Genomic DNA, 21246 nt, shown 5'->3' with positions numbered 1-21246 from the left:
GCGTTTCCCCTGTGCCCATCGCCCCGTTATTATGGCCAGCTTGATCGGCTGCCTGATGGGGTAGCCTGGGCACACAGATTAGGCAAGGACATAACAATGCAAAATGTGGTGGCGATTCCCGCAAACCCGGCGCTGGTGAACAGCACGGAAGATTTCATCCACGCTGTTGAAAACGACCGCAAGGACAGCGCGGAGAAGTTTATCCAGATGGCAGATCATCTGACCGACCGTGTTCTCAGCCTGTTTCTGGTGGAGCCGGCCAACATGACCGAACTGTCCGGTGGCCAGAAAAAAGTCATCGATTTTGCCGTTTCTACTGCGGGCAAGGCGTCCAGCATGCTGACTCGCCAGATCTTCAAGAAAATCACCAGCAAGGAATTTGCACCGGTACTGGCGAACGTGAAAGACATGTACTGGCAGGCCGGTGACGACAACGGTAACCAGGCTCATATTTCGTTCCCGGTGGATGACGCCTTTGCCGAGAGATTCCGCAAGGCCACCGAGCTGTGTGCGGCGGGCAAAGGCACCGAGGATGTGGCGCTGGTGACCCGCGCCATGGGCGATGTGGCAGACAAGATTATCGATGAAGTCTTTGTTGCCAACACCAAGGAAGTGAAGGTGGGGTTTGTGACCCAGAAGGCCTTGAATGTGGGGGTGGATGGCAGCCGCAAGGCGGTGCATGCGGTGAACAACAAGGTGCTCAAAGACCTGAGTGATGCCGAGCTGCAAGGTTATATGGCCCACTACCAGGGGCTGCTACGCCAGCGTTAAGGGTTGGCGTTAGCATAAAAAAACGGGGCCAGCTGGCCCCGTTTTTTTATCCGGCGTCAGGCACCGGGCGTTATGCGATTCAGGCTTTATTGCCATTTGCCGGACGGTTGTTGCGTTGCGGCCGGCGCCGACGTTGCCCGTTCCCGGCAGGTTTTCCTGCACCTGCATTGCCGCCATTGCCGTTGGCCTTGCTGCCTTGCTGCGCGGGTTGGCCGTTACCGGACGACTGCCCGCCCCGGTGGCCACCGGAGGAAGGTTTTTTCGGCTTCTTGGGGCGTTTGTTTTTGGGAGGTAAGGGAGCGCGGCCAGCGGGAAGCGGTTCGCCGGGCTCAAAGCCCGCTACGATTTTGCGCTCCAGCTGTTGCTGGGTCAGGCGCTCAATGTCCTTGAGCTGCTGGAACTCGTCGGCACTGACCAGGGAAATGGCCTGGCCAGTGGCGCCGGCCCGGCCGGTGCGGCCGATACGGTGCACGTAATCCTCGGGGACATTGGGCAAGTCCACGTTGACCACCTGGGGTAGCTGTTCGATATCCAGGCCGCGGGCGGCGATGTCAGTGGCGACCAGCGCGCGCACCTTGCCGCTTTTGAAGTCGGCCAGGGCGCGAGTGCGGGCGTTCTGGCTTTTATTGCCGTGGATGGCGGCGGCTTCAATGCCGCTGGCTTCCAGTTGCTTGGCCAGCTTGTTGGCGCCGTGCTTGGTGCGGCTGAATACCAGCACCTGGAACCAGCCGTGCTCCTGAATCAGATGCGTGAGCAGGGCGGGTTTGCGCCTCTTGTCCACCGGGGCGATCCATTGGGTGACCAGCTCGGTGGTGGTGTTGCGCGGGCTGATATCCACTTCCACCGGGTCGTTGACCAGCCCTTTGGCCAGGGCACGAATTTCCGGCGAGAAGGTGGCAGAGAACATCAGGTTCTGACGTTTGGGCGGCAGTTTCGAGAGGATCTTGCGGATGTCGTGGATAAAGCCCATGTCCAGCATGCGGTCGGCTTCATCCAGGATCAGCACTTCCAGGTGATCGAACTTCACTGCGTTCTGCTGATACAGGTCCAGCAGGCGTCCCGGTGTGGCCACCAGCACATCGCAACCGCCACGCAGGCGCTGCATCTGCGGGTTGATCTTCACACCACCGAATACCACGCTGGACGTTAGCGGCAGGTTCTTGCCGTAAGTGGAGACGCTTTCCGCCACCTGGGCGGCCAGCTCGCGGGTTGGCGTGAGTACCAGGGCGCGGACCTGATTGTTGCGGGCAGGGGTGCCGGTGCGCAGGCGCTCCAGAAGCGGCAGGGTAAAGCCGGCGGTTTTGCCGGTACCGGTCTGGGCGGCGGCCATCACATCACGGCCGGACAAGACGGCGGGAATGGCCTGGGCCTGAATAGGGGAAGGGGTGTCGTAGCCACGCTCAGCCACGGCCGCTTGCAGGGCATCACACAGCCCGAGATCTGAAAAATGCATGAAGTTGGGAGGATCAGCTGGAAAAGGGCGGCAAGCCTAACTGATCCGGGGCGTGAACACGAGTAATGCTTGGTAAAGCCGACGGCCGGTTCAGGCCGCCTGGTAGCTGATATCGTGGCTTTCTATGGATTCCCATCGGCCGGCGTCGGCGGCATGGCTGTCTTCGAAGATGCCATCAAGCTGCTCGGGGAGCCAGTTCAGATCCAGGGATTCATTCTGTTCCATTTTTCCTTCCCCTCTGTTTATTCTGTGTACTAACGGTAGCGTGATCGGGCGGCGGGCTTCTGTTGTGACGATGTAAGCTTTTGCTTACATATGCGTCTCAATGGTAGCCGGGCTGGATTACTGCCAGCGGCCGTGGGCAAGGCCCTGTACCCCCTCAAGCAAGGAGAGCGATATGCAGGAACTGGACTGGGCGCAGGTGGGGACCCACCTGATTCAGCTTGGCGCGGCCTTTGTGCTGGCGTTGCCGGTGGCCTGGAACCGGGAGCAGAAGGCGCGAGGCGCCGGCTTGCGTACCTTTCCGCTGGTCTCCATTGCGGCTTGTGGCTATATGTTGGTGGGGATGCAGGTGTATACCGGGTCCGACGCGGAAGCGCGGGTCATGTACGGGATCATTACCGGCATGGGCTTTATCGGCGGTGGAGCGATTCTCAAGGATGGGGCTAACGTGAGCGGTACTGCCACGGCGGCGAGCCTGTGGAATACCGGGGCGATCGGTATTTCGGTGGCTTACAGCCGTTATGAAATTGCCCTGGTGCTGTCGCTGATCAACTTTTTGATTCTGCAGTTTTCTCGATCATTCAAACGCCAGGAAGAGGAGGGGTGACCCTCCCCGCGTGACGGGAAGGGCCGGTTAACAGGGCTTTACGTGGCAGGTTAGCGGGCCAGCAAGGCCAGTTCTGCGTCCTGCTCCAGGACGACCCACCAGCGTTGCCCGTGGTCAGCATCGAAGCCCACCAGTGGTTCCGCATCGCAGCCTGCGCTGCGCACCGGCGGGGTAGCCAGGAAGCTCTCATCGAAAGGTTGGTTGATTACGCAACCCGCTGAGGTGATGGCCTGCCAACCGGATTCACTATGCATGCCCAGAGTCGTGGTCTCAGTGGCGATGCCGGCGGCGGCATCAAAGGTGAGGGCGTAACGATCCGAAACGGCGCCGGCCAGGTCCCACGACTTGCTGGCGCTGGCGGGCAGGGTATGGGCTTGCTTGGCGGTGCCGTCCGGCTGGCTGCCGGGCAGGCCGGTGTCTGCCTCCAGATCCTTCACGGCGCCATAGGCACTGGAATAGGTGCCGGTCTGGTTTTGCGTGCCGCTGATAATAAGGATGTCGCTAAGGGTGTCGTCCGTGGCGGGTTGCCAGCTCATGGCCACATCTTCTTTCAGGTCCATGGTGGTTTCCGGGATATCCAGCACATTGCTGTCGCCGCCGTTGGGGATGACCCGGTTTTCAGCGTTCAGGTTCGGGGTCCAGGGCTGGTTGTACTGGAACAAATATTGATAAGACAGGCGCATCAGATCCGGCACGCTCTCGGCTCGGCTGAACCCGGGGGTCAGTTCCATGTCTCGGGTGCGGCTTTCCAGGCGGTTGAAGGTATTGTTGGTGCCGGCCACCATTCGGGCAGTACTGCCATCGTCTGCGCGGCAGTCATTGCTGATGTACTGGCTGTCCAGATACATGACCGGACGGGTGCCGTCAGGAATGGAGTTCGGGTAGACCACGCGTTCGCAGCGGTTGCTGGTGCGAGAAAAACGGTCCAGCAATTGCCAGTTCGGGTCAGCCAGTTCTTTCACGCCGTCTTCGTTGCGGGTGATGGTGTGTTCGGCAAACCATGACTCGTAATCCACTCGCGGGCCGTGGAAGGTCAGCACCGAAGCATTCACATCGTAGGCGGTGGAGCCTTTGCTCTTGGTGTTCATTTTTTGCTGCACGATGCGCTGCACCAGTTCGCGTTCCCCGTAACGGAATTCGTAGCCTTTGTAGGAGGCGTTGCCGGAAACGATCTGGGTGTATTGGGGCAGCCGGTAGTTGCCTTCCTCTTCGGTCCAGGAGGCGGGATCCACATAAATCGGGGCGGTGATAACAGAGCGCTGGTACATGTGCTCGTGGCCCTGCACCCAAATCACGTCATTGCGGGCAAAGAAGGCGCGAATATCATCCCACTGGTTCATCAGCAGGTTGTCGCCGGTGACGCCTTCCACAATCATTTCGCGGGTTTCCCCGTATTTGGCGCCGATCAGGCCGTCGTGGCTGGCGATCACGATATGGTCTACCTCATCGCGATGGGTATTGACCGCCTGTTTGATCCACTGAAAAGCGATCGGCAGGTTGTAGTACTTGAGCAGAACAATCATCACGTTGTCGCGGATCACGTAATAATTCAGGTACTGCGCGCCGGCCATGTGGACGGCGTCATCGGGAATGTAGTGCTTCATGTTTTCAACCCACTCCACGGAGTAGGCATAGCTGTCTTCGTGGTTACCCATCAATGGCAGAAATTCGATGCCGGCATCGCGGTAACCTTCGGCAATGGAGGTCCACTGTTCAAATTCGCCGGTGGTGCCGTGGTCGGTCAGGTCGCCCACGGGGATGACGATGTTAGCGCCCAGCGCCTGTTCTTTATCCAGCACGGCTTTCATCGGGTGCATGGCCACGTTGTCGCCGCCGCCCTGGGTGTCGGGCAGCAAGCCGATGCGCAAAGTGGACGTGGTGGCGGGGGTGCCGCCTTTATCAGTTGTATCGGTGTCGTCGGACGAGGAGGACGAATCGCCCCCGCAGCCGGTGAGCGCAAGCGCGGCAAGCAGAGCCGCAAGGTTGTAATTGAGCTGTTTCACAATGGCATCCCCGGTCAGATAAGAGTTGGTCGGGGGATTGTGGAGAGGGCGTATGTGGGAGGGGTGACGATCCAGTGAATTTTATTTGAACGTTCGTACTGAACCTGGCTCAGTGCGGATCAGCACTGAGCCAGAATGGCCTGGCGGACACAGTGAAGGACGCCAGTGGGCCAGTCGTCAGCCAGTTGTTCCTTGATCTGGCGGTAGCTGAAGGTGTCTTCCGCCAGGTTGGCCTGGCTGAGCAGGGCGTCCTGAATGATGCCGATTTCCACGTCGCTGAGGCCCAGTGCCTGCTCCAGTGACAGCTTGCCGTTCACCACCAATTGGCTCAGTTCCCGGTAGATGGTCTGCTCGTTCAGGTTCTGCTGCCGGGCGATGGCGGACGGGTCCATGTTGGCCAGGGCCAGGGTGAGAATCTCGTTGCTGTCCGGGCCGGCGTCTTCTGCCTCGCTGGCGCTGCTGCCATTCGCCGCTGCATTGAGAACGGCAAGAAAGTCGTCGCCGTAGCGCTCCAGTTTGCGATCCCCTACACCGCTCACGGCGGAAAATTCCATGCGGTTGCGCGGGCGGATGGCGAGCATGTCCATCAGGGTCGCGTCGTGGAAGACCACGTAGGGCGGCACCCCTTCTTCTTCGGATAGCCGTTTGCGACAGGCGCGTAGTGCTTCCCACAGTGTGCGATCCGCTTCCGCCACGTTGGACTGGCTTTTGCGGGTGCCGGTTTTTTTCGCTTTGGCAATTTCCTTGCGCAGGTGCAGGGGCTGTTCCCCGCGCAGGTAGGGGCGGCAGGCGTCGGTCAGTTGCAGCGCGCCGTAACCGTTCATGTCCACGGTAAGCAGGCCGCGGGCCACCAGTTGCCGGTAGATGCTTTTCCACTGGTTGGCGTTGAATTCGTTACCGATGTTCCAGGTGGACACATGATCGTGCCCGGCGCTGGCGACCTTGTCGGAGCGATTGCCGGTAAGTACGTCGATCAGGTGATTGACGCCGAAGCGCTGTCCGGTCCGGTAGACACAGCTCAGGGCTTTTTGGGCGGCTTCGGTGGCGTCGAAGGTTTCCGGTGGGTGCAGGCAGGTGTCGCAGTTACCGCAGGGCTTTTCCAGAGTTTCGGCAAAGTAGTGCAGCAATGCCTGGCGGCGGCAATGGGTGATTTCGCACAGCCCCAGCATGCTTTCCAGGCGCTGGTTTTCGTTGCGCTTGTGCTGCTCGTTGCCACTGCTTTGGGCGAGCATCTGTTTGAGCTTGATGGCATCTTCCAGCCCATAGGCCATCCAGGCTGTAGCCGGGTTGCCATCACGGCCGGCACGGCCGGTTTCCTGATAGTAGGACTCAATGCTCTTGGGCAGATCCAGATGCGCCACAAACCGCACGTCAGGTTTGTCGATGCCCATGCCGAAGGCAATGGTGGCGACCATGACAATGCCGTCCTCGCGCAGAAAGCGCTGCTGGTGTTTTTCCCGCAGCGGGCCAGAAAGCCCAGCGTGGTAGGGCAGAGCATTAATGCCCTGCTGGCATAGCCATTCGGCCACCCGGTCCACCTTGTTGCGCGACAGGCAGTAGACGATCCCCGCTTCACCGGCGTGCTCGGCACGCAACAGGCGCAGTAACTGATTGCGGGCGCCGTCCTTGCGCTCGATACGGTACTGGATGTTGGGGCGGTCGAAGCTGGAGACAAAATGCCGCGCCTGGGTCAGATCCAGTCGCTCGGCAATTTCCGTGCGGGTGCGTTGGTCCGCGGTGGCGGTTAACGCAATGCGGGGCACTTGCGGGAATTCCCGGTGCAGCAGGGACAGCTGCAGATAGTCGTTGCGGAAATCGTGCCCCCACTGGGACACACAGTGGGCTTCATCGATAGCGAAAAGGGCGATCTCAGCCTGTTTCAACAGCGCCAGGGTACGCGGCTGTATCAGCCGCTCCGGGGCGATGTAGAGCATGTCCAACTCGCCTTGCAGCAAGGCGTTTTCCAGCTCGCGTACTTGTTCCAGTGACAGGGTGGAGTTGAGGAAGCCGGCTTTCACGCCCAGTGCCTTGAGCGCATCCACCTGATCCTGCATCAGGGCAATCAGCGGGCTGATCACCACACCGGTGCCTGGCCGGACCAGGGCGGGGATCTGATAGCACAGGGATTTACCGCCGCCGGTGGGCATCAGTACCAGGGCGTCGTCGCCCTGTATCAGGGTATTGATAATGGTCTGCTGTTCACCGCGAAACTGGTGGTAGCCGAAGACATGTTCAAGAACGGAGTGGGCATTGGATTGCATGGCCGGGAGTATACCCGTGGGGCCGGAGCGATGACATCCGGACGACATGCATTCGAATGTCATGACGGTGTGGTAGCGTTTTGGGCACTGTGGACGGGTAAGTGTGTAGGTAATGACAGAAATATTTCGTCAGTTTTTGCTGCTGGGACTGATCAGCTTTGGCGGGCCGGCGGCCCATGTGGGGTATTTTCACCAGCGATTTGTGGTGCAACTGCAATGGTTGAGCGAGGCGGACTTTGCCCGCTTGCTGGCACTCACCCAGTTTCTGCCGGGGCCGGCGTCCAGCCAGTTGGGCTTCGCCATAGGCCGGGTGCGCGGCGGGGTGGCGGGGGCGTTTGTGGCCTTTATTGGTTTTACCTTGCCGTCCTTTTTGTTGATGGCACTGCTGGCTATCTATGCGGCAGCACTGCCGGAATGGCTGCAGGGTGGTGTGGTCACAGGCCTGAAGTGGCTGGCGGTGGTGGTGGTGGCCGATGCCGTGTGGAATATGGGGACGCGCTTTTGTACGGCCCCGCTGACGCGGGGGCTGGCACTGGGCGTGGCTCTGTTGCTGGTGCTATGGCCTGCGCTCTGGGGCCAAGTGGCGGCCCTGCTACTGGCGGCAGCGGTGGGCTGGTACTGGTTGCGCCCCGCAAACGTGGCGCCGTTGCAGGGCAAGCCGGTCTGGCGTTGGTTGCCGTTGGGGCTGTTGGGACTGCTGGCGCTGTTGACGGTGCTACCCGCCGGGCGGTTGCTGGGTCTCTGGAATGATTTTTTCACTGCCGGTGCGTTGGTGTTCGGCGGCGGCCATGTGGTGCTGCCGTTATTGCAGGAGCTGGTAGGGCCACAGATGAGCCCGGATTCGTTCCTTACCGGTTATGCGGCGGCACAGGCGGTGCCTGGGCCCATGTTCTCGCTGGCCGCCTATCTGGGGGCCGTTTTGCTGCCAGCCAGCCCCTGGTGGGGCGCCTTGCTGGCCACATTGGCGATTTTCCTGCCCGGTTTTTTGCTGGTACTGGGAATGATGGAAGGGTGGCAATGGTTGTCCTCCCGCCCGGCGCTGGCCGGTGCGGTGGCGGGCATTAATGCAGCAGTGGTGGGGTTGCTGTTGGCAGTGCTGTACCAGCCGGTGTTCGTCTCTGCGGTGCATGATGGGTGGGATTTATTGATCGTGGTGGCTGGTTTCGTGGTGTTGCGCAGCAAGACGGTGTCCTTGTGGGGGATGGTGCTGGGCATGGCGGCGCTGGGGGTGTTAACAGGTTTGTTGTAGGCGCGCCGCCAGCGATGCTCCTGCCGCAGCGAGCTGCGCGACAGGTGGTGCTTGATCGAAAGTCGGAACCATGGTTCACTTCTTTTAAGAAATGAATATGGATTCCGTTTATGGCGTACCGGGAAACCGACAATGTGAAAGCCCGCAAGGCGGCCCAGCGCGCCCACTTGCTTCGTAATGCGGAGCAGTTGGTGCGCGACGGCGGTTTTGCCGGGTTGACCATGCAGACGCTGGCCCGCCAGGCCGGGGTTGGTGTGGGCACCTTGTATCGCTATTTCGACAACAAGGCGGTGCTGGCGGCGGAGGTGTTTCGCCTGGCCACCGAGCGGGAAGTGGCGGCGGTGGCCCGGGCCATGGAGCAAGGCGGCGATTTTGCCCAGCGGCTGGAATACGTGCTGCAGGTGTTTGTACGCCGGGCGCAAGCCGCGTCTACGCTGGCCTGGTCCCTGATCGCCGAGCCGGTGGACCCGGCGGTGGACGCGGAGCGTCTGATCTACCGCCAGCGTTATGCCGAGCTGTACCAGCAGTTGTTGAGCGATGGCGTCAGCCAGGGAGCATTGCCCATGCAGGACACGGCTGTGAGTGCGGCAGCACTGGTGGGCGCCATTGCTGAGGCGCTGGTGGGTCCGTTGTCCGAACCGTTACCCAAGGCCAGCCTGGCGGAATCCCTGACCCAATTTTGTTTGCGCGCGGTGGGTGCTCCACCGGCGCAGGCGCAAGCTATTCAGCAGCAACAGACTGCGTAAAAAGCAGCAACGGCAGCGCGCTTTCCCTGCGTGGGGAGTGGCCGTGGAGCTTGTTGCATGAAGCGTGAAACACGCTGCGTTAATAAAACGGGAGAGCTCACATGAATGCCAAGCACGACACCCTGAAAGCGGACCCGCTGGCCCAGACCCATGAGGTCTTCAACCAGGCCCGGGCGCTGGAAGATTACAACGCTTACGACAACGATACGGCCCTGCGCGAGGCGGTGGCCCGCCATGGCGCGGGCTGGGCGGAGGGTGCCCTGTCTGCTCACGGTGCTCGCACTGGCAGTGCCGAAGTGATCGAGTGGGGCTTTCTGGCCAACGAACACAAGCCACAGTTTTTTTCCCACGATCGCCAGGGGTACCGGGTGGACCTGGTGAAATACCACGAGTCTTACCACCGGTTGATGGCCCTGGGGCTGGAGTCTGGCATGCACTCCTCTCCCTGGGCGGACCCCAAGCCCGGGGCTCATGTGGCCCGGGCAGCGCAGAGCTATTTACAGGCGCAGGTCGACGCCGGCCACGGTTGCCCGCTGACCATGACGTTTGCCTCGGTGCCCTCCATTAGCCTGACGCCGTCATTGGCGAAGGCGTGGTTGCCCAAGATTCTCAATAACGCCTATGACCCGCGCAATGTGCCCCATACCGAGAAGCAGGCGCTGACCATTGGCATGGGCATGACCGAAAAGCAGGGCGGTTCCGATGTGCGTGCCAACACCACCGTTGCTACTGCCATTGGCAATGAAGGGCCGGGTGAAGCCTATGAGCTGGTGGGGCACAAGTGGTTTACCTCCGCTCCCATGTGCGATGCCTTTCTGGTGCTGGCGCAGACGCAAAGCGGGTTGAGCTGTTTTCTGGTGCCGCGCTGGCGCCCGGATGGCAGCAAGAACCCGATCCAGGTACAGCGCCTGAAAAACAAGATGGGCAACGTGTCCAACGCCTCCTCGGAAATCGAGTTGCGTGGTGCATTGGGTTGGTTAGTCGGCGAAGAAGGCCGCGGGGTGCCGGCGATTATCGAAATGGTGGCGATGACCCGTTTCGATTGCATGATCGGGTCGGCATCCGGGCAACGTCAGGCGGTGGCCCAGGCCGTGAACCATGCCGCCGGGCGTGCGGCTTTCGGCAAAACGCTTCTGGACCAGCCCTTGATGCGTAATGTGCTGGCGGATCTGCAGCTGGAAGTGGAAGGTTCCCTGGCCATCGCCATGCGCATGGGCGAAGCGCTGGATCAGTCCACGCTGGACCCGTCCAACAGCCATGAAAGCCTGCTGCTGCGTCTGGGCTTGCCCGCCGGCAAATACTGGATCTGCAAACGCACCCCGTTCCATGCCTACGAGGCTATGGAGTGCCTGGGTGGCAACGGTGTGACGGAGGACTTCATCATGGCGCGCCTGTATCGCGAAGCGCCAATCAATGCGATCTGGGAAGGCTCCGGTAATGTGCAGGCGCTGGATATGCTGCGCGCCCTTGGTAAAACGCCGGCAGTGCTGGATACCTGGTTTGCGGAACTGGCGAAGACCCAGGGGAGTGATGCCCGTCTGGACAAGGCCGTGGACGCGCTCAAGCGCGAATTCAGCGATATGGATGAGGCGGAATACCGGGCCCGGGATATCGTGGATCGGGTATCACTGACCATGCAGGCCAGCCAGCTGGTGGCGGCGGGGAATCAGTCCGTGGCGGAGGCGTTTATCGCTTCTCGTCTCGGTCAGCACGGCGACCGTAATTATGGGACCTTGCCGAGGGGGCTGGACCTGGATGAGGTGTTGAAGCGGGCGAACCCGTGGGAGGGCAATTAATAGTTAATAATGAATAATTAATAGCTGCGCGAGCAGCGACTGTCTTAATGCCAAGCAATGAGGCCGCGCCCAAACATTGGGCGCGGCCTCATGCGTTTCAAAACACGAAAACCCGTCTCGCGACGTTATTAATTATTAACTATTCATTATTAATTAAAGCTTCAGCTTTCCTGCAATCTCGAACCACATGGCGCGGAACGCTTGGGCGCTTGGCGTGTAGGGGGCGAATTCGCCGACCGGCGCGCGGTGGTCTCCCATCTGCTCCACGTGGGTGGAATACGGGATCCAGCCTTTCAATCCGCCCTTCATGGCCTTGGGCCGTTTCACCAGCATTTCCACATGCAAGTCGCGGTGGCGATCGACCATGTTGAAGAACGGCACCACCGTCAGATTCTTGTAGTTCTTGCTGTCGATCCAGTCGAGCACCTGCTGGAAGGCGCGCACTGACAGGTGGGTGGGAATCACCGGGACAAACAGGTAATCCACGGCGGCGAAGATACTTTCCGCCACCGGGCTCAGGGTGGGCGGGCAGTCCAGAATCACCAGTTCGTAGCTTTCCCCCAGCGGGGCAATGAGCTGTTTCAGGCGGTTCTTGGCACCGCCATTCTCGATCAACTTGATGTCCGCATTGCGCATGGACAGGTCGGCGGGGATCGCATCCAGGTTTGCCCAGCGGGTTTCCCGCTTCAGGCGGCCAATGGGCTGCTTGCCCTTGATCAGGTTGGCGGCCTTGTAGCCATCGCCATCGTCCACACCCAGGTAAAAGCTGGCGGCCCCTTGCGGGTCCAGGTCCCAGAGCAGGGTGCGATGTTTCCAGCGGGCAGCATGCCAGGCCACGTTGACTGCGGTGGTGGTTTTACCTACGCCCCCTTTCAGGTTGTAAAAGGCAATGGTTTGCATGGCGTCCCTTTCCTGTAAGCTTTGAGAGTGGAGTGCCCGGGGCTCCCGTCTGCCTGCCCGTGCGACCCGCCATTATAGCGGCCCCGGCCGCGTTATAGGCTGGGCTCAGGCTAGCACGAACCGGTTAAATGTCCCATGTCTCGCCTGCGCTGGGCTCCCGGGCCACTGGGCTGGCTTGTGATCAGGGCAGTCAGGCGCTTTAATAGCCCTCCACAGGCACGGCCCGGCGGGCCGGAATTACAAAGAAAGAGGTCTCGATCAGGGTGAGCGCGACAGCCAACAAACGCTATCAAGTCTTTATCAGCGCCACGTTTCCCGATATGCAGGGAGCGCGCCAGGCACTGATGCTGCCGATGCTGGAGCACGGGCTGATTCCTACCGGCCTGGATAGTGCGGCGGCGGACGGCAATACTCTGTTGCCGGTGATCCAGAAACTGATCGAAACCAGTGACTATTTCATCCTGATTGTGGGCGGCCGTTACGGCACCCTGTCGCCGATGGGGCTTAGCGAGATCCATCGCGAGTACATTTTCGCCGCCACCAAGCGCAAACCGATTGTTGCCTTTATCCACGAAAACCCCTCCGCGTTGCCGGAAGCACAGCGCGAGCCGACCCGTGACGGTCAGGTGCGCCGTGACGATTTTGTGCGCCTGTTGGAAGAGAAGGTGACCTGCTACCGCTGGAGCACTGAAGCGGGCCTGAATGAGCTGGCTGCCAAGGTCATTCCCCACCTGATGCGTGAGCACCATGCCGTGGGTTGGGTGCGTGCCGATCAGGCGGGCGAGGGCGGTGGTGCCCAGGCGGAGGGGCTCAAGGCGCGCATTGAATTGCTGGAAAAAGAGCGTGAAGAAGCGCTCAGTCAGGCTCGCCCTCCCTTGAAGACCCTGGCCCGTGCCGGTGACCAGGTGGCGCTGGATTATTCCTGTAATGTGTATGAAGGCGGTGACTGCAAGTTGGCCATGGTGACCACCAGGATTAGCTGGGACCAGGCTTTTTCCTGTGTGGCGCCGTTGATGTTGAATCCGGCGTCGGAACCCGTGCTGCAGAAGGCGCTGGAAGACTTTATCGGCCGTAAGGCTCTGGTGGATGTGCAGAACGATTTCCCTCGAGCCCATGCCGTGCGCAATGTGGTGCTGGCAGCCCATGCCTTTAATCAGGTGAAAATCCATCTGCGGGCGCTGGGATTGATCAATCGGTCGGCAGAAAAAGACAGCCGTGGCCTGCCGCTCTGGCAACTGACTGCCCATGGGGACAACACTATGAGTCAGGTGATGGCGGTCAAGCGCACGGTGAAAATTTAATTAATAGTTAATAATGAATAATTAATAACGTCGCAGACACGGTTTTTCAGGTCTGGAAGCAAAGAGGCCGCGCCCAAAGTTTGGGCGCGGCCTCTTGCGTTTTAAACTGCTAATAACTGGCTCGCGCCAGTTATTAATTATTCATTATTAACTATTAATTCGTCCCCAACTTTCCCTTGATGAACGCCACCACCTCATCCACCGGCACCTCGGTCTTGTCCGCATCCTTACGCCCTTTGTATTCCAGCACGCCGTTGTCCATGCCACGCTCGGCGATGACGATGCGATGGGGGATGCCGAGCAGTTCGCTGTCAGCCAGTTTGACGCCCAGGCGTTCTTTCTCGCGGTCATCGAAGATTACCTCAATACCGGCAGCGGTGAGCTCGGCGTAGAGCGTTTCTGCCAGCTCACGCTCCCGGGGACTCTTCTTGATGTTCACCGGAATCAGGGCCACCTGGAACGGGGCAATGGCTTGTGGCCAGATGATGCCCCGGTCGTCGTTGTTCTGTTCAATGGCGGCGGCGACCACGCGGGTTACGCCGATGCCGTAGCAGCCCATGGGCATCACCACGGATTTGCCATTTTCGTCCAGCACGGTGGCGCCGAGTGCTTCTGAGTACTTGGTGCCGAGCTGAAAGATATGCCCCACCTCGATGCCGCGTTTGATGCTCAGGGTGCCGGTGCCATCGGGGCTGGGATCGCCATCTACCACATTACGCAGGTCGGCGATTTGCGGCAGGGCCACGTCCCGTTCCCAGTTGATGTTGAAGTGGTGTTTGCCATCTTCATTGGCGCCGGCACCGAAGTCGCTCATCACAGCTACGCTACGGTCAGCGATGATCGTCATCGACAGGCCCACCGGGCCCAGTGAGCCGGGGCCTGCGCCCACGGCGTTGCGAATGGCGTCTTCGCTGGCGAACTCCAGTGGCGCGGCCACGGCCTCCAGTTTTTCGGCCTTGATGTCGTTCAGCTCGTGGTCGCCGCGTACCAGCAGGGCTACCAGTTGGCCTTCTTCGGCCCCTTTCACGACCAGTGTCTTGATGGTCTTCTCGATGGGCAGTTCGAGCTGTGCCACCAGTTCCTCAATGGTTCTGGCATTGGGGGTATCCACCGTTTCCATGGCGGCGCCGGGCGCCGGGCGCTCGATGGCAGGGGCCAGCGCCTCCGCCAGTTCCACATTGGCGGCGTAGTCGGAGCCATCGGAGAAAGCGATGTCGTCCTCGCCGGATTCGGCCAGTACATGGAATTCGTGGCTGGCGGCGCCGCCGATGGCGCCGGTATCGGCTTCCACCGGGCGATAATCCAGGCCCAGCCGATCAAAGATGGCGCAGTAAGCCCGATGCATCACCTGGTAGGTCTCTGCCAGGGAATCCATGTTGGCATGGAAGGAATAGGCATCCTTCATGATGAATTCCCGCGAGCGCATGATGCCGAAACGTGGGCGAATTTCGTCACGGAACTTGGTCTGAATCTGGTAGAAGTTGGCCGGCAACTGTTTGTAGCTGTGCAGCTCGTTGCGCACCATGTCGGTGATCACTTCTTCATGGGTCGGGCCCAGGCAGAAGGGATTGTTGTGGCGGTCGGTAATGCGCAGCAGCTCCGGGCCATAGGCCGGCGCCCGGCCGGATTCTTCCCACAGTTCCATGGGTTGCACCACCGGCATCAGCACTTCCTGCGCCCCGGCCCGGTCCATTTCCTCACGGATAACCTGTTCTACCTTGCGCAGCACCCGCAACCCGGATGGCAACCAGGTATAAAGGCCGGAAGCCAGTTTGCGCACCATGCCGGCACGCAGCATCAGCTGGTGGCTGGTCACAACGGCGTCCGCCGGGGTTTCTTTCACGGTAGCAAGCAAGTATTGGGAGGTGCGCATAAAGGGTGTCTTCGGCCAGTTAATTCGATAGCCCTCCATTCTATGGGCAAAGGGCATTGCTAACCAGTCATCCGGCGTTTCCGGCACTGTGTTTATGCGGTGCGCTCTCGTATGCTTGAGGTTTTACCGTATTGATTGAGAGATGGATATGCTGAATGCGCAGCAGGTGCAGGATGTGATTTACCAGGGCCTGCCAGCGGCCTCTGAAGAAGGGCTGCGGATTGAGGAAGTGGGGGCGCGGCGGGCGCGGGTGCGTTCGCCGTTCCGGCCGTCGACCTTGCGCCCCGGTGGCAGTATCTCCGGGCCGACCATGATGGGGTTGGCGGATGCGGCCATGTACGCGGCGATTCTGGGAGAGCTGGGCCGGGTGGAAATGGCGGTGACACAGAATCTGAATATTAATTTCCTGTCACGCCCGGCGCCGGCGGACCTGATCGCCGAGGTGGTGATTCTGCGGCTGGGCCGTCGTGCTGCGGTGCTGGAGGTACAGCTGTTCAGTGAAGGGAGCGATGAAATGGTGGCCCATGTGACCGGGACGTACGCGCTGCCGCGTTGAGCTACAAGCTACAAGCTACGAGCTACGAGCTACGAGCTACGAGCTACGAGCTACGAGCTACGAGCTACGAGCTACGAGCTACGAGCTACGAGCTACGAGCTACGAAAAAAAGATAGTGGGAGGGGGAAAAGTTCCTGTACTCACTGTGCTTTCTAAAGTCGACTTTATGCTTTCTCGCAGCTCGTCGCTGCTTTTACCGCAACTCTTTTTCCCAGATTAGATCGATGCTGTTCGATTCACTGCTGGAGCGGGCCTCAAGGTGCAGGCTGCGGGTCAGGGTATAGCGCAGGATGACGGTGGAAATGACGTCGAACAGGCCCACCGCGTAGGTGAGATACAACCGTTCGGAGAGTTGTTTGCCGAGCATCAGTGCCGCGTCGTCGCTTTCCCAGTCGCTACCCACGCTGATGTCATCCACACCGAGTTTATCGCCGATTTTTTCGGTAACACCGCTGCCTTTTTCCAGCCCGTATAACGCCAGGGCCTGGGCAATTTGGTTGCCCTCGCTCTTGGAGCCACTTTCCAGTGGGCGCCCGGTGAGCAGGTAAGACATGGCCTGGCTTTGTTCCATGCTGGGATCGGAAAACAGAGATGCACTGGGTTCTTGCAGGGTGCCACTTAACTGCACACCCACCACTACGCCTTCGCTGGGGATTTTTCGGATGGCGCGAATATCCAGGCCAGGGTTGTCCGGTGGCCCCTGGAATATTAGCTGGCCGTCGCTGATGGCCAGGTTCTGTCCGTAAGCCCGGTAACGCCCTTCACGAATCACCAGCTCGCCATTGAGTTGCGGTGGCCGCTGGGGTTTCTGCTCAACCTGCAGGGTGCCGCCGAGCATGGCGTCGAGCCCGAAACCCTTGAAGTGAACCTTGTCGCCTAGTGTCAGGGTCACATCCATGCCCAGTGGCAGTTGGCTGGGGCTGTCCCCTTCCTGATGGACCAGCACCTGATCGTTGCTGACGGTGATGGCGCCTTCCGGAATTTCCACTGGGCGGATTTCGGCTTCCGGGATGGCCAGGGAGCCGGTCAGGTTCAGTCCTTCTAGGTCGCCTGCCAGGGTCAGATCCGGCGTTAGCAGGATGCGGGCATCGGGCCGGTCAGCGGCAAGCAAACGCTCGCCGCCGAGTGTCAGTTGCAGGGGAATGTTTTTCTCGCTGGGGTCCACCGTGCCGTTCAGACGCAGAGTGCCTGTGCCCATTTGCGCGGAGCCGGTGATGTCCAGTTTGCCCTGGGGGTTGCCCTGGATTGCCACTTGCAAGTCGGCGATATCGATCCCGAGAAAAGGAATCAGTGCTTGCCCGTCCTGCAGTTTGACGGCGCCGTTCATGATGGGCTGGCGAATCGTGCCGGCCAGGGAAAAGTCGCCGCGAATACGACCTTGCACTTCACGCAGGTCGGCGGTGAACAGTTCCACAAACGCCAGGCTGCTCAGAGTGAAATCCACCTCGCCTTGCAGCGAGGAATCCAGCTCCAGCCCGTGCTCCAGTTGTGCCTGGGCATTGCCCAGCGCGGTGGTCAGGGTCAGGTTGCTGCTGAGTCGTTGATCGGCGAGCGTGCCTTGCACGGTGAGCGTTTCGACCTCCACCGGGGGAGGGGCATCTGCGGTGTTAACGGTGATCTTCGCGTCCCGGGTTTGCAGAGAGAATTGGCCGTCAGGCTTGTCCAGCGGGCCGTGCAGGGTGATGTCGGCATTCACGGCGCCCTCCAGGCTCAGGGTGGGGCCGAGCAGGCTATTGGCCAGGGCCAGCGGCAGGTCGGCCAGATGTACCTCTGCGTTCACGTTGTCCTGGCCGTTGGAGGTATGGCTGCCTTGCAGGCACAGCTGGCTGGGGGCCTGTGCCAGACAGAACGGGGCCAGTGATTGTGATTGGGCAGAGACACGCAAGGTGCTGTCCGCCTCCTGTTGCCAATGGCCCAGGCGAGTGTGTTGCAGCCGGGTATCGGAGAGGGTGCCTTGCCAGGCGTTGCCCGCCGGGTTGAGGCCGCCCCGCAAGCGGGTTTCCAGGGATACGTCATCGCGGCTGGCGTTGGCCTGGAGCTGATGCCGGGCCCAGTTGCCGTTGGCGGTGACCGTGAGGGCGCTGACCTGTTCAGTGTTGTTCTGGGTGATCTGGGCTGCGTTCAGGCTTAGCGTCATGTCTCCCTGCTGCGTGGTTTGTGGCAGGCGCAGTTGGGCAAAACGGCTTTGCAGTTGGGCAATCTGCCAGTCCTGCCAGCCCAGGGTGTTGCCGGTGAGTTGGCCGCTAAGTGCCGGGTCGCTATATGTGCCCTGGAGCTGAATCTGGCCAGCCAGATTCCCGCTCAGCCCCGGGTGTACTTGCTGCAGGCGTGCCAGTGTCAGGTCGCTGCGCAGTTGCCACTGTGGCCACACCTGGCCGCTGGCCTGCAGCTGGTTGTCTCCCCAGTTGCCCTGGGTGTTCAGCTGCAATTGTTGTTTGCCATCGGGCGTGCGGCTTTGCAGGGTGCTGGTGAATGACAGTGCCTGCTGGCGCACCTGGCCGCGTAACGTCAGCTCACTGGGCGACAGGGTCCAGCGATCGCCGTCCCACTGCCCCTGGCTGTGACCGTCGATGGCCAGTTGGCCGGGGAAGAGCGGGTGCAGCAGGGCGGTGTTGAGATCGCCACTGAGGTCCAGATCCCAGCTTAATGGGCTGAACATGATCTGGCCGTTGCTGGCCAGAGTTTGCTCGCCGTCCTGTACGGTGAATTCATGCAGGGTAATGCCGCCGGGAATGAGGGCGCTGTCCACGGTAATGGCCACATTGCGCTCACCGCTGGACAGGCCGGTGTGGCCGCTCAGGCGCAGGGCGTCGAGTGGGCCGCTGGTGTCCAGTTCGCCTTTGCCCAGCGACAAAGGCTGCGGCAAGACAAGCGGCAAGGTCTGGGCAGGCCAGCGATGCTGCAGGGCGATTTGCCATTGCTCATCCTTGAGCAGCCACTCCCCCTGACTTTGCATTTCCACCGGGCCGGTAAGCTGATGGTGCAGCTGAAGTTGGCTCAGTGGGCCCGCCAGGGTGAGTTGGCCGCTGGCCCGTTGTGCCTGCAGGGTATCGGTGTCGGGCAGTGGCAGCTGCCAGCTTGCCGTGCCTTGCACATCGAAGGGGGCCGTCAATTTGCCCTGGGCGGTGGCCTGCACCGTGGCATCGGCCAGGGTGTGAGTGTGCAGGCGGGCGATCTGGAAGCGTCGCCAGGCCGCGAGGCTGTCTGCTTCCAGCTTGCTGACCAGGACTGTGTCGTTCAGTTGAAAGGCGTCCACGGTTAACCGGTCGATACGTATCCCGAAGGGCAGTGCCAGGCTCTCTGGCAGGGTGGCTGGTTGCGGCTCGGTGTCATCTCCGGGCGCAAGCGTAATGTGCAGGGTGCCGAGGGACAGGTTTTCCAGTTCCAGCCAGCCACTGAGCAGGGCCCGCGGCACCAGGTCGGCGCTGACCTGATCCAGGGTCACGGTGAGCCCCTGATAGCGGTAGTCGATGTCATTGAGGGTGATGCCGCTGAGCAGGCTGCCGTGCCACTCGCCCAGGCTGAGTTCGCCGGGGATAAAGGGGGAGGCTTTTTCCAGTAGCCAGCGGTTGCCGGTGGCGGTGCCCAGCAACAAGGCCAGGGCCAGCACGCAGACCAGCAACAGGCTGAGCAATACCAGAAGACCGCGGGTCAGGACGGTGCGCAAGGCAACGCCGTTTTGACGTTGGCGCCCCATCACAGGTCTGGCCCCATGCTCAGGTGCACGCGCCAGTCGCGGTGTTCGTCCACCGCCCGTGCCAGGTCCAGCCGAATCGGTCCCAGCGGTGAGCGCCAGCGGATGCCGATGCCGGCACTGTGGCGGGGTTCGAAGGCATCGAAATCGTTAAAAGCATTACCGGCATCAGTGAAGACCGCCAGGTGCCATTTTTCGGTGATCGGATGATCGTATTCCAGGCTGCCTGTGGCCAGGTGACGCCCACCAATGACTTCGCCGTTGCTGTCTTCCGGGCCCAGGGATTCATAGGCGAAACCGCGCACGCTGGAATCGCCACCGGCGAAGAAGCGGATGGAGGCTGGCAGTTCGGTCACATCATTGACCTCGGTGTAACCCAGATCGGTGCGCATCAAGACGCGCCCGCCCAGCAAGGGAAAGAGAATCTTGCCGCCGCTGGTGAGTTGCAAGAACGAGGCCGTGGAGGACAGGTTCTGATCGGCGAACCGCGCGGCGGTGTTCAGGCGCCACCCGAAGGTGGGGTAGACCGGGTCGTCGGCCTTGACGCGGCTTAACTGGAAACCGGGAATCAGCAGTTCGGCCTGATCCACCTGGTCGGCGATCTGGTAGGTCTCACGCAAGAATTCCAGGGAGGTGGTGGCCACCCAGCGATTTTCCAGTTCGACGATATAATCTGCCCCGGTGCTCCAGCGCTCGTTTTCATTACTGTCGGTGTTTTCGTTGACGAAGCTGGTGTGCAGGTCCAGCCGTTCATGGAGCGGGTCCTTCAGCGGGATCTGGTAACTGGCTCCGGCCCCTTGCTGCACTTCGGACAATTCGGTTTCCGCCCGGAAACGGTGTCCGGCCTTGTTGACCCGGCGATTCTCTACCCCCAGCCGAACCCGCGGCCCGGTATCGGTGCTGACGCCGACGCCGGTGAGCAGGGACCAGCGGTTGTTGTCCGTCAGGGCGATGCTGACGGGAATCCGGCGGGTGGTGTCGTTGGGTTCGCCTTTCTCTACCCGCACGGCACTGAAGTAACCGGCACCAAGAAAGGACTGCTGGGTTTCCAGCATGCGGCCACTGTCGTAGGGCTCGCCTTCCTGAAAGCTCACATAGGCGTTAACCAATGATGGATTGAGTACGCTGCCGCTAACGGTGATTTCACCGAAGTGATAGCGCGGGCCGCTGTCCACATGCAGCGTAATGCTGGCCCGGTGGGCTTTTGTGTCCACCTTGAGGGTGTGGGTGGTCAGCTCGCCGTGGACATAGCCGCGGCTGATCAGGTGCTGTTGCAGGCTTTTTTTCAGGTTGCTGTAGCGGTCGTGTTGCAGCCGTTGACCGGTGGCCAGCTGTGCCTGTTCCACCAATTTGGTGAACGCCGGGTCCTGGGCCGCATCACCGGTGATTTCCACTTGCACGTGTTTGAGTATCACCGGTGGGCCGGTGTTCACGTCCAGGGTCACGCTGACGCAGTCGCCGTTTTCATCGGCGGAAAGGGAAAGCTGGCTGTCGTAGTAGCCCATGGCTTGCAGGGCATCGGTACTGTTGGCAAGGATTTGACGGCGGATCAGGCCGTACTGGGCTCTGGGCGGCCGGCAGGGGTAGCGTGACAGGTCCACCAGCGCCTGAATGTTGTTGGCTACCGCCTCGCTGGCGTTGCCGGTGATGTGCAGGTTTGGCGTGTCTTTGGCGAACGCAAGGGCGGGAAACAGCATCAGCAGCATCAGGATGAACGTCTTGCTCTGCCGATTGTGGTATCGATGGTGCGCCAAGCTCTGCATCCCTGTTTACGTCAGCCCACAGTGTAAGCCAAGGGCGGGGGGAACGAGAAC

Annotated in this window: 15 protein-coding genes; 7 read left to right on the top strand and 8 right to left on the bottom strand. The window is 60.7% G+C overall.

The annotated features are described in order from the left end of the window. The first annotated feature begins 96 nt into the window (after window positions 1-96). The gene (locus tag COA55_RS04305) at window positions 97-771 is read left to right on the top strand and encodes a hypothetical protein (RefSeq protein ID WP_063519769.1); all 675 of its coding nucleotides are present in this window, start codon (window positions 97-99) and stop codon (window positions 769-771) included. A gap of 79 nt (window positions 772-850) precedes the next feature. On the opposite strand, the gene COA55_RS04300 is transcribed toward COA55_RS04305, so the two are convergent. Next, window positions 851-2224 carry a DEAD/DEAH box helicase gene (locus COA55_RS04300; RefSeq protein ID WP_290500778.1) on the bottom strand — a complete coding sequence of 458 codons (1374 nt, stop codon included), beginning with the start codon at window positions 2222-2224 and terminating at the stop codon, window positions 851-853. Between the two features lie 90 nt (window positions 2225-2314). Beyond that, complete coding sequence (locus COA55_RS04295; protein WP_290500777.1) at window positions 2315-2449, bottom strand: hypothetical protein; 135 nt, start codon at window positions 2447-2449, stop codon at window positions 2315-2317. A 172-nt stretch (window positions 2450-2621) separates the two neighbouring features. On the opposite strand from COA55_RS04295, the gene COA55_RS04290 reads away from it, so the two are divergent. Continuing rightward, window positions 2622-3053, top strand: coding sequence for an MgtC/SapB family protein (locus tag COA55_RS04290; protein WP_290500776.1), 432 nt, complete (start codon window positions 2622-2624; stop codon window positions 3051-3053). A 50-nt stretch (window positions 3054-3103) separates the two neighbouring features. On the opposite strand, the gene COA55_RS04285 is transcribed toward COA55_RS04290, so the two are convergent. Both COA55_RS04285 and recQ read right to left on the bottom strand, forming a co-directional pair. Continuing rightward, window positions 3104-5056 (bottom strand): metallophosphoesterase, encoded by a 1953-nt coding sequence (locus COA55_RS04285; protein WP_290500775.1) that lies wholly within the window; start codon window positions 5054-5056, stop codon window positions 3104-3106. A gap of 119 nt (window positions 5057-5175) precedes the next feature. Then, on the bottom strand, window positions 5176-7317 hold the full coding sequence (gene recQ, locus COA55_RS04280; protein ID WP_290500774.1) for a DNA helicase RecQ: 2142 nt from the start codon (window positions 7315-7317) through the stop codon (window positions 5176-5178). Window positions 7318-7429: 112 nt separating this feature from the next. Here recQ and chrA point away from each other — a divergent pair, with 112 nt between their 5' ends. From chrA to COA55_RS04265, 3 genes are all read left to right on the top strand, one after another. Further along, window positions 7430-8566 carry a chromate efflux transporter gene (gene chrA, locus COA55_RS04275; RefSeq protein WP_290500773.1) on the top strand — a complete coding sequence of 379 codons (1137 nt, stop codon included), beginning with the start codon at window positions 7430-7432 and terminating at the stop codon, window positions 8564-8566. Between the two features lie 110 nt (window positions 8567-8676). Next, window positions 8677-9312 carry a TetR/AcrR family transcriptional regulator gene (locus tag COA55_RS04270; RefSeq protein ID WP_290500772.1) on the top strand — a complete coding sequence of 212 codons (636 nt, stop codon included), beginning with the start codon at window positions 8677-8679 and terminating at the stop codon, window positions 9310-9312. A 101-nt stretch (window positions 9313-9413) separates the two neighbouring features. Beyond that, window positions 9414-11108 carry an acyl-CoA dehydrogenase family protein gene (locus tag COA55_RS04265; protein WP_290500771.1) on the top strand — a complete coding sequence of 565 codons (1695 nt, stop codon included), beginning with the start codon at window positions 9414-9416 and terminating at the stop codon, window positions 11106-11108. A gap of 153 nt (window positions 11109-11261) precedes the next feature. Here the strand turns inward: COA55_RS04265 and COA55_RS04260 are convergent, their stop codons facing one another. Then, on the bottom strand, window positions 11262-12008 hold the full coding sequence (locus COA55_RS04260; RefSeq protein WP_290500770.1) for an AAA family ATPase: 747 nt from the start codon (window positions 12006-12008) through the stop codon (window positions 11262-11264). A 263-nt stretch (window positions 12009-12271) separates the two neighbouring features. On the opposite strand from COA55_RS04260, the gene COA55_RS04255 reads away from it, so the two are divergent. Then, a complete protein-coding gene (locus COA55_RS04255; protein WP_290500769.1) occupies window positions 12272-13309 on the top strand; it encodes a DUF4062 domain-containing protein in 1038 nt (345 codons plus the stop codon). 154 nt (window positions 13310-13463) lie between these two features. On the opposite strand, the gene COA55_RS04250 is transcribed toward COA55_RS04255, so the two are convergent. Further along, on the bottom strand, window positions 13464-15182 hold the full coding sequence (locus tag COA55_RS04250) for a proline--tRNA ligase (RefSeq protein ID WP_290500768.1): 1719 nt from the start codon (window positions 15180-15182) through the stop codon (window positions 13464-13466). A 148-nt stretch (window positions 15183-15330) separates the two neighbouring features. On the opposite strand from COA55_RS04250, the gene COA55_RS04245 reads away from it, so the two are divergent. Next, complete coding sequence (locus COA55_RS04245) at window positions 15331-15738, top strand: PaaI family thioesterase (RefSeq protein ID WP_290500767.1); 408 nt, start codon at window positions 15331-15333, stop codon at window positions 15736-15738. A gap of 193 nt (window positions 15739-15931) precedes the next feature. On the opposite strand, the gene COA55_RS04240 is transcribed toward COA55_RS04245, so the two are convergent. Both COA55_RS04240 and COA55_RS04235 read right to left on the bottom strand, forming a co-directional pair. After that, on the bottom strand, window positions 15932-19435 hold the full coding sequence (locus COA55_RS04240) for a translocation/assembly module TamB domain-containing protein (protein ID WP_290500766.1): 3504 nt from the start codon (window positions 19433-19435) through the stop codon (window positions 15932-15934). Then, the gene (locus tag COA55_RS04235) at window positions 19435-21195 is read right to left on the bottom strand and encodes an autotransporter assembly complex family protein (RefSeq protein ID WP_290500765.1); all 1761 of its coding nucleotides are present in this window, start codon (window positions 21193-21195) and stop codon (window positions 19435-19437) included. Before COA55_RS04235 ends, COA55_RS04240 begins: the two co-directional genes overlap by 1 nt. Window positions 21196-21246 lie beyond the last annotated feature (51 nt).

Origin of the sequence: Alcanivorax sp., from assembly GCF_002733835.1 — a bacterium.
In the GTDB taxonomy this organism is placed as follows: Bacteria; Pseudomonadota; Gammaproteobacteria; order Pseudomonadales; family Alcanivoracaceae; genus Alcanivorax.
This window is presented reverse-complemented; position numbering and strand designations above follow the sequence as displayed.

Bases quoted from the DNA above. Each gene is read 5' to 3' on its own strand.
- COA55_RS04250 (WP_290500768.1), bottom strand. From the start codon at position 15,182: ATGCGCACCTCCCAATACTTGCTTGCTACCGTGAAAGAAACCCCGGCG.
- COA55_RS04300 (WP_290500778.1), bottom strand. From the start codon at position 2,224: ATGCATTTTTCAGATCTCGGGCTGTGTGATGCCCTGCAAGCGGCCGTG.
- COA55_RS04295 (WP_290500777.1), bottom strand. From the start codon at position 2,449: ATGGAACAGAATGAATCCCTGGATCTGAACTGGCTCCCCGAGCAGCTT.
- COA55_RS04305 (WP_063519769.1), top strand. From the start codon at position 97: ATGCAAAATGTGGTGGCGATTCCCGCAAACCCGGCGCTGGTGAACAGC.
- COA55_RS04265 (WP_290500771.1), top strand. From the start codon at position 9,414: ATGAATGCCAAGCACGACACCCTGAAAGCGGACCCGCTGGCCCAGACC.
- COA55_RS04245 (WP_290500767.1), top strand. From the start codon at position 15,331: ATGCTGAATGCGCAGCAGGTGCAGGATGTGATTTACCAGGGCCTGCCA.
- chrA (WP_290500773.1), top strand. From the start codon at position 7,430: ATGACAGAAATATTTCGTCAGTTTTTGCTGCTGGGACTGATCAGCTTT.
- COA55_RS04260 (WP_290500770.1), bottom strand. From the start codon at position 12,008: ATGCAAACCATTGCCTTTTACAACCTGAAAGGGGGCGTAGGTAAAACC.
- recQ (WP_290500774.1), bottom strand. From the start codon at position 7,317: ATGCAATCCAATGCCCACTCCGTTCTTGAACATGTCTTCGGCTACCAC.
- COA55_RS04290 (WP_290500776.1), top strand. From the start codon at position 2,622: ATGCAGGAACTGGACTGGGCGCAGGTGGGGACCCACCTGATTCAGCTT.
- COA55_RS04240 (WP_290500766.1), bottom strand. From the start codon at position 19,435: ATGGGGCGCCAACGTCAAAACGGCGTTGCCTTGCGCACCGTCCTGACC.
- COA55_RS04270 (WP_290500772.1), top strand. From the start codon at position 8,677: ATGGCGTACCGGGAAACCGACAATGTGAAAGCCCGCAAGGCGGCCCAG.
- COA55_RS04235 (WP_290500765.1), bottom strand. From the start codon at position 21,195: ATGCAGAGCTTGGCGCACCATCGATACCACAATCGGCAGAGCAAGACG.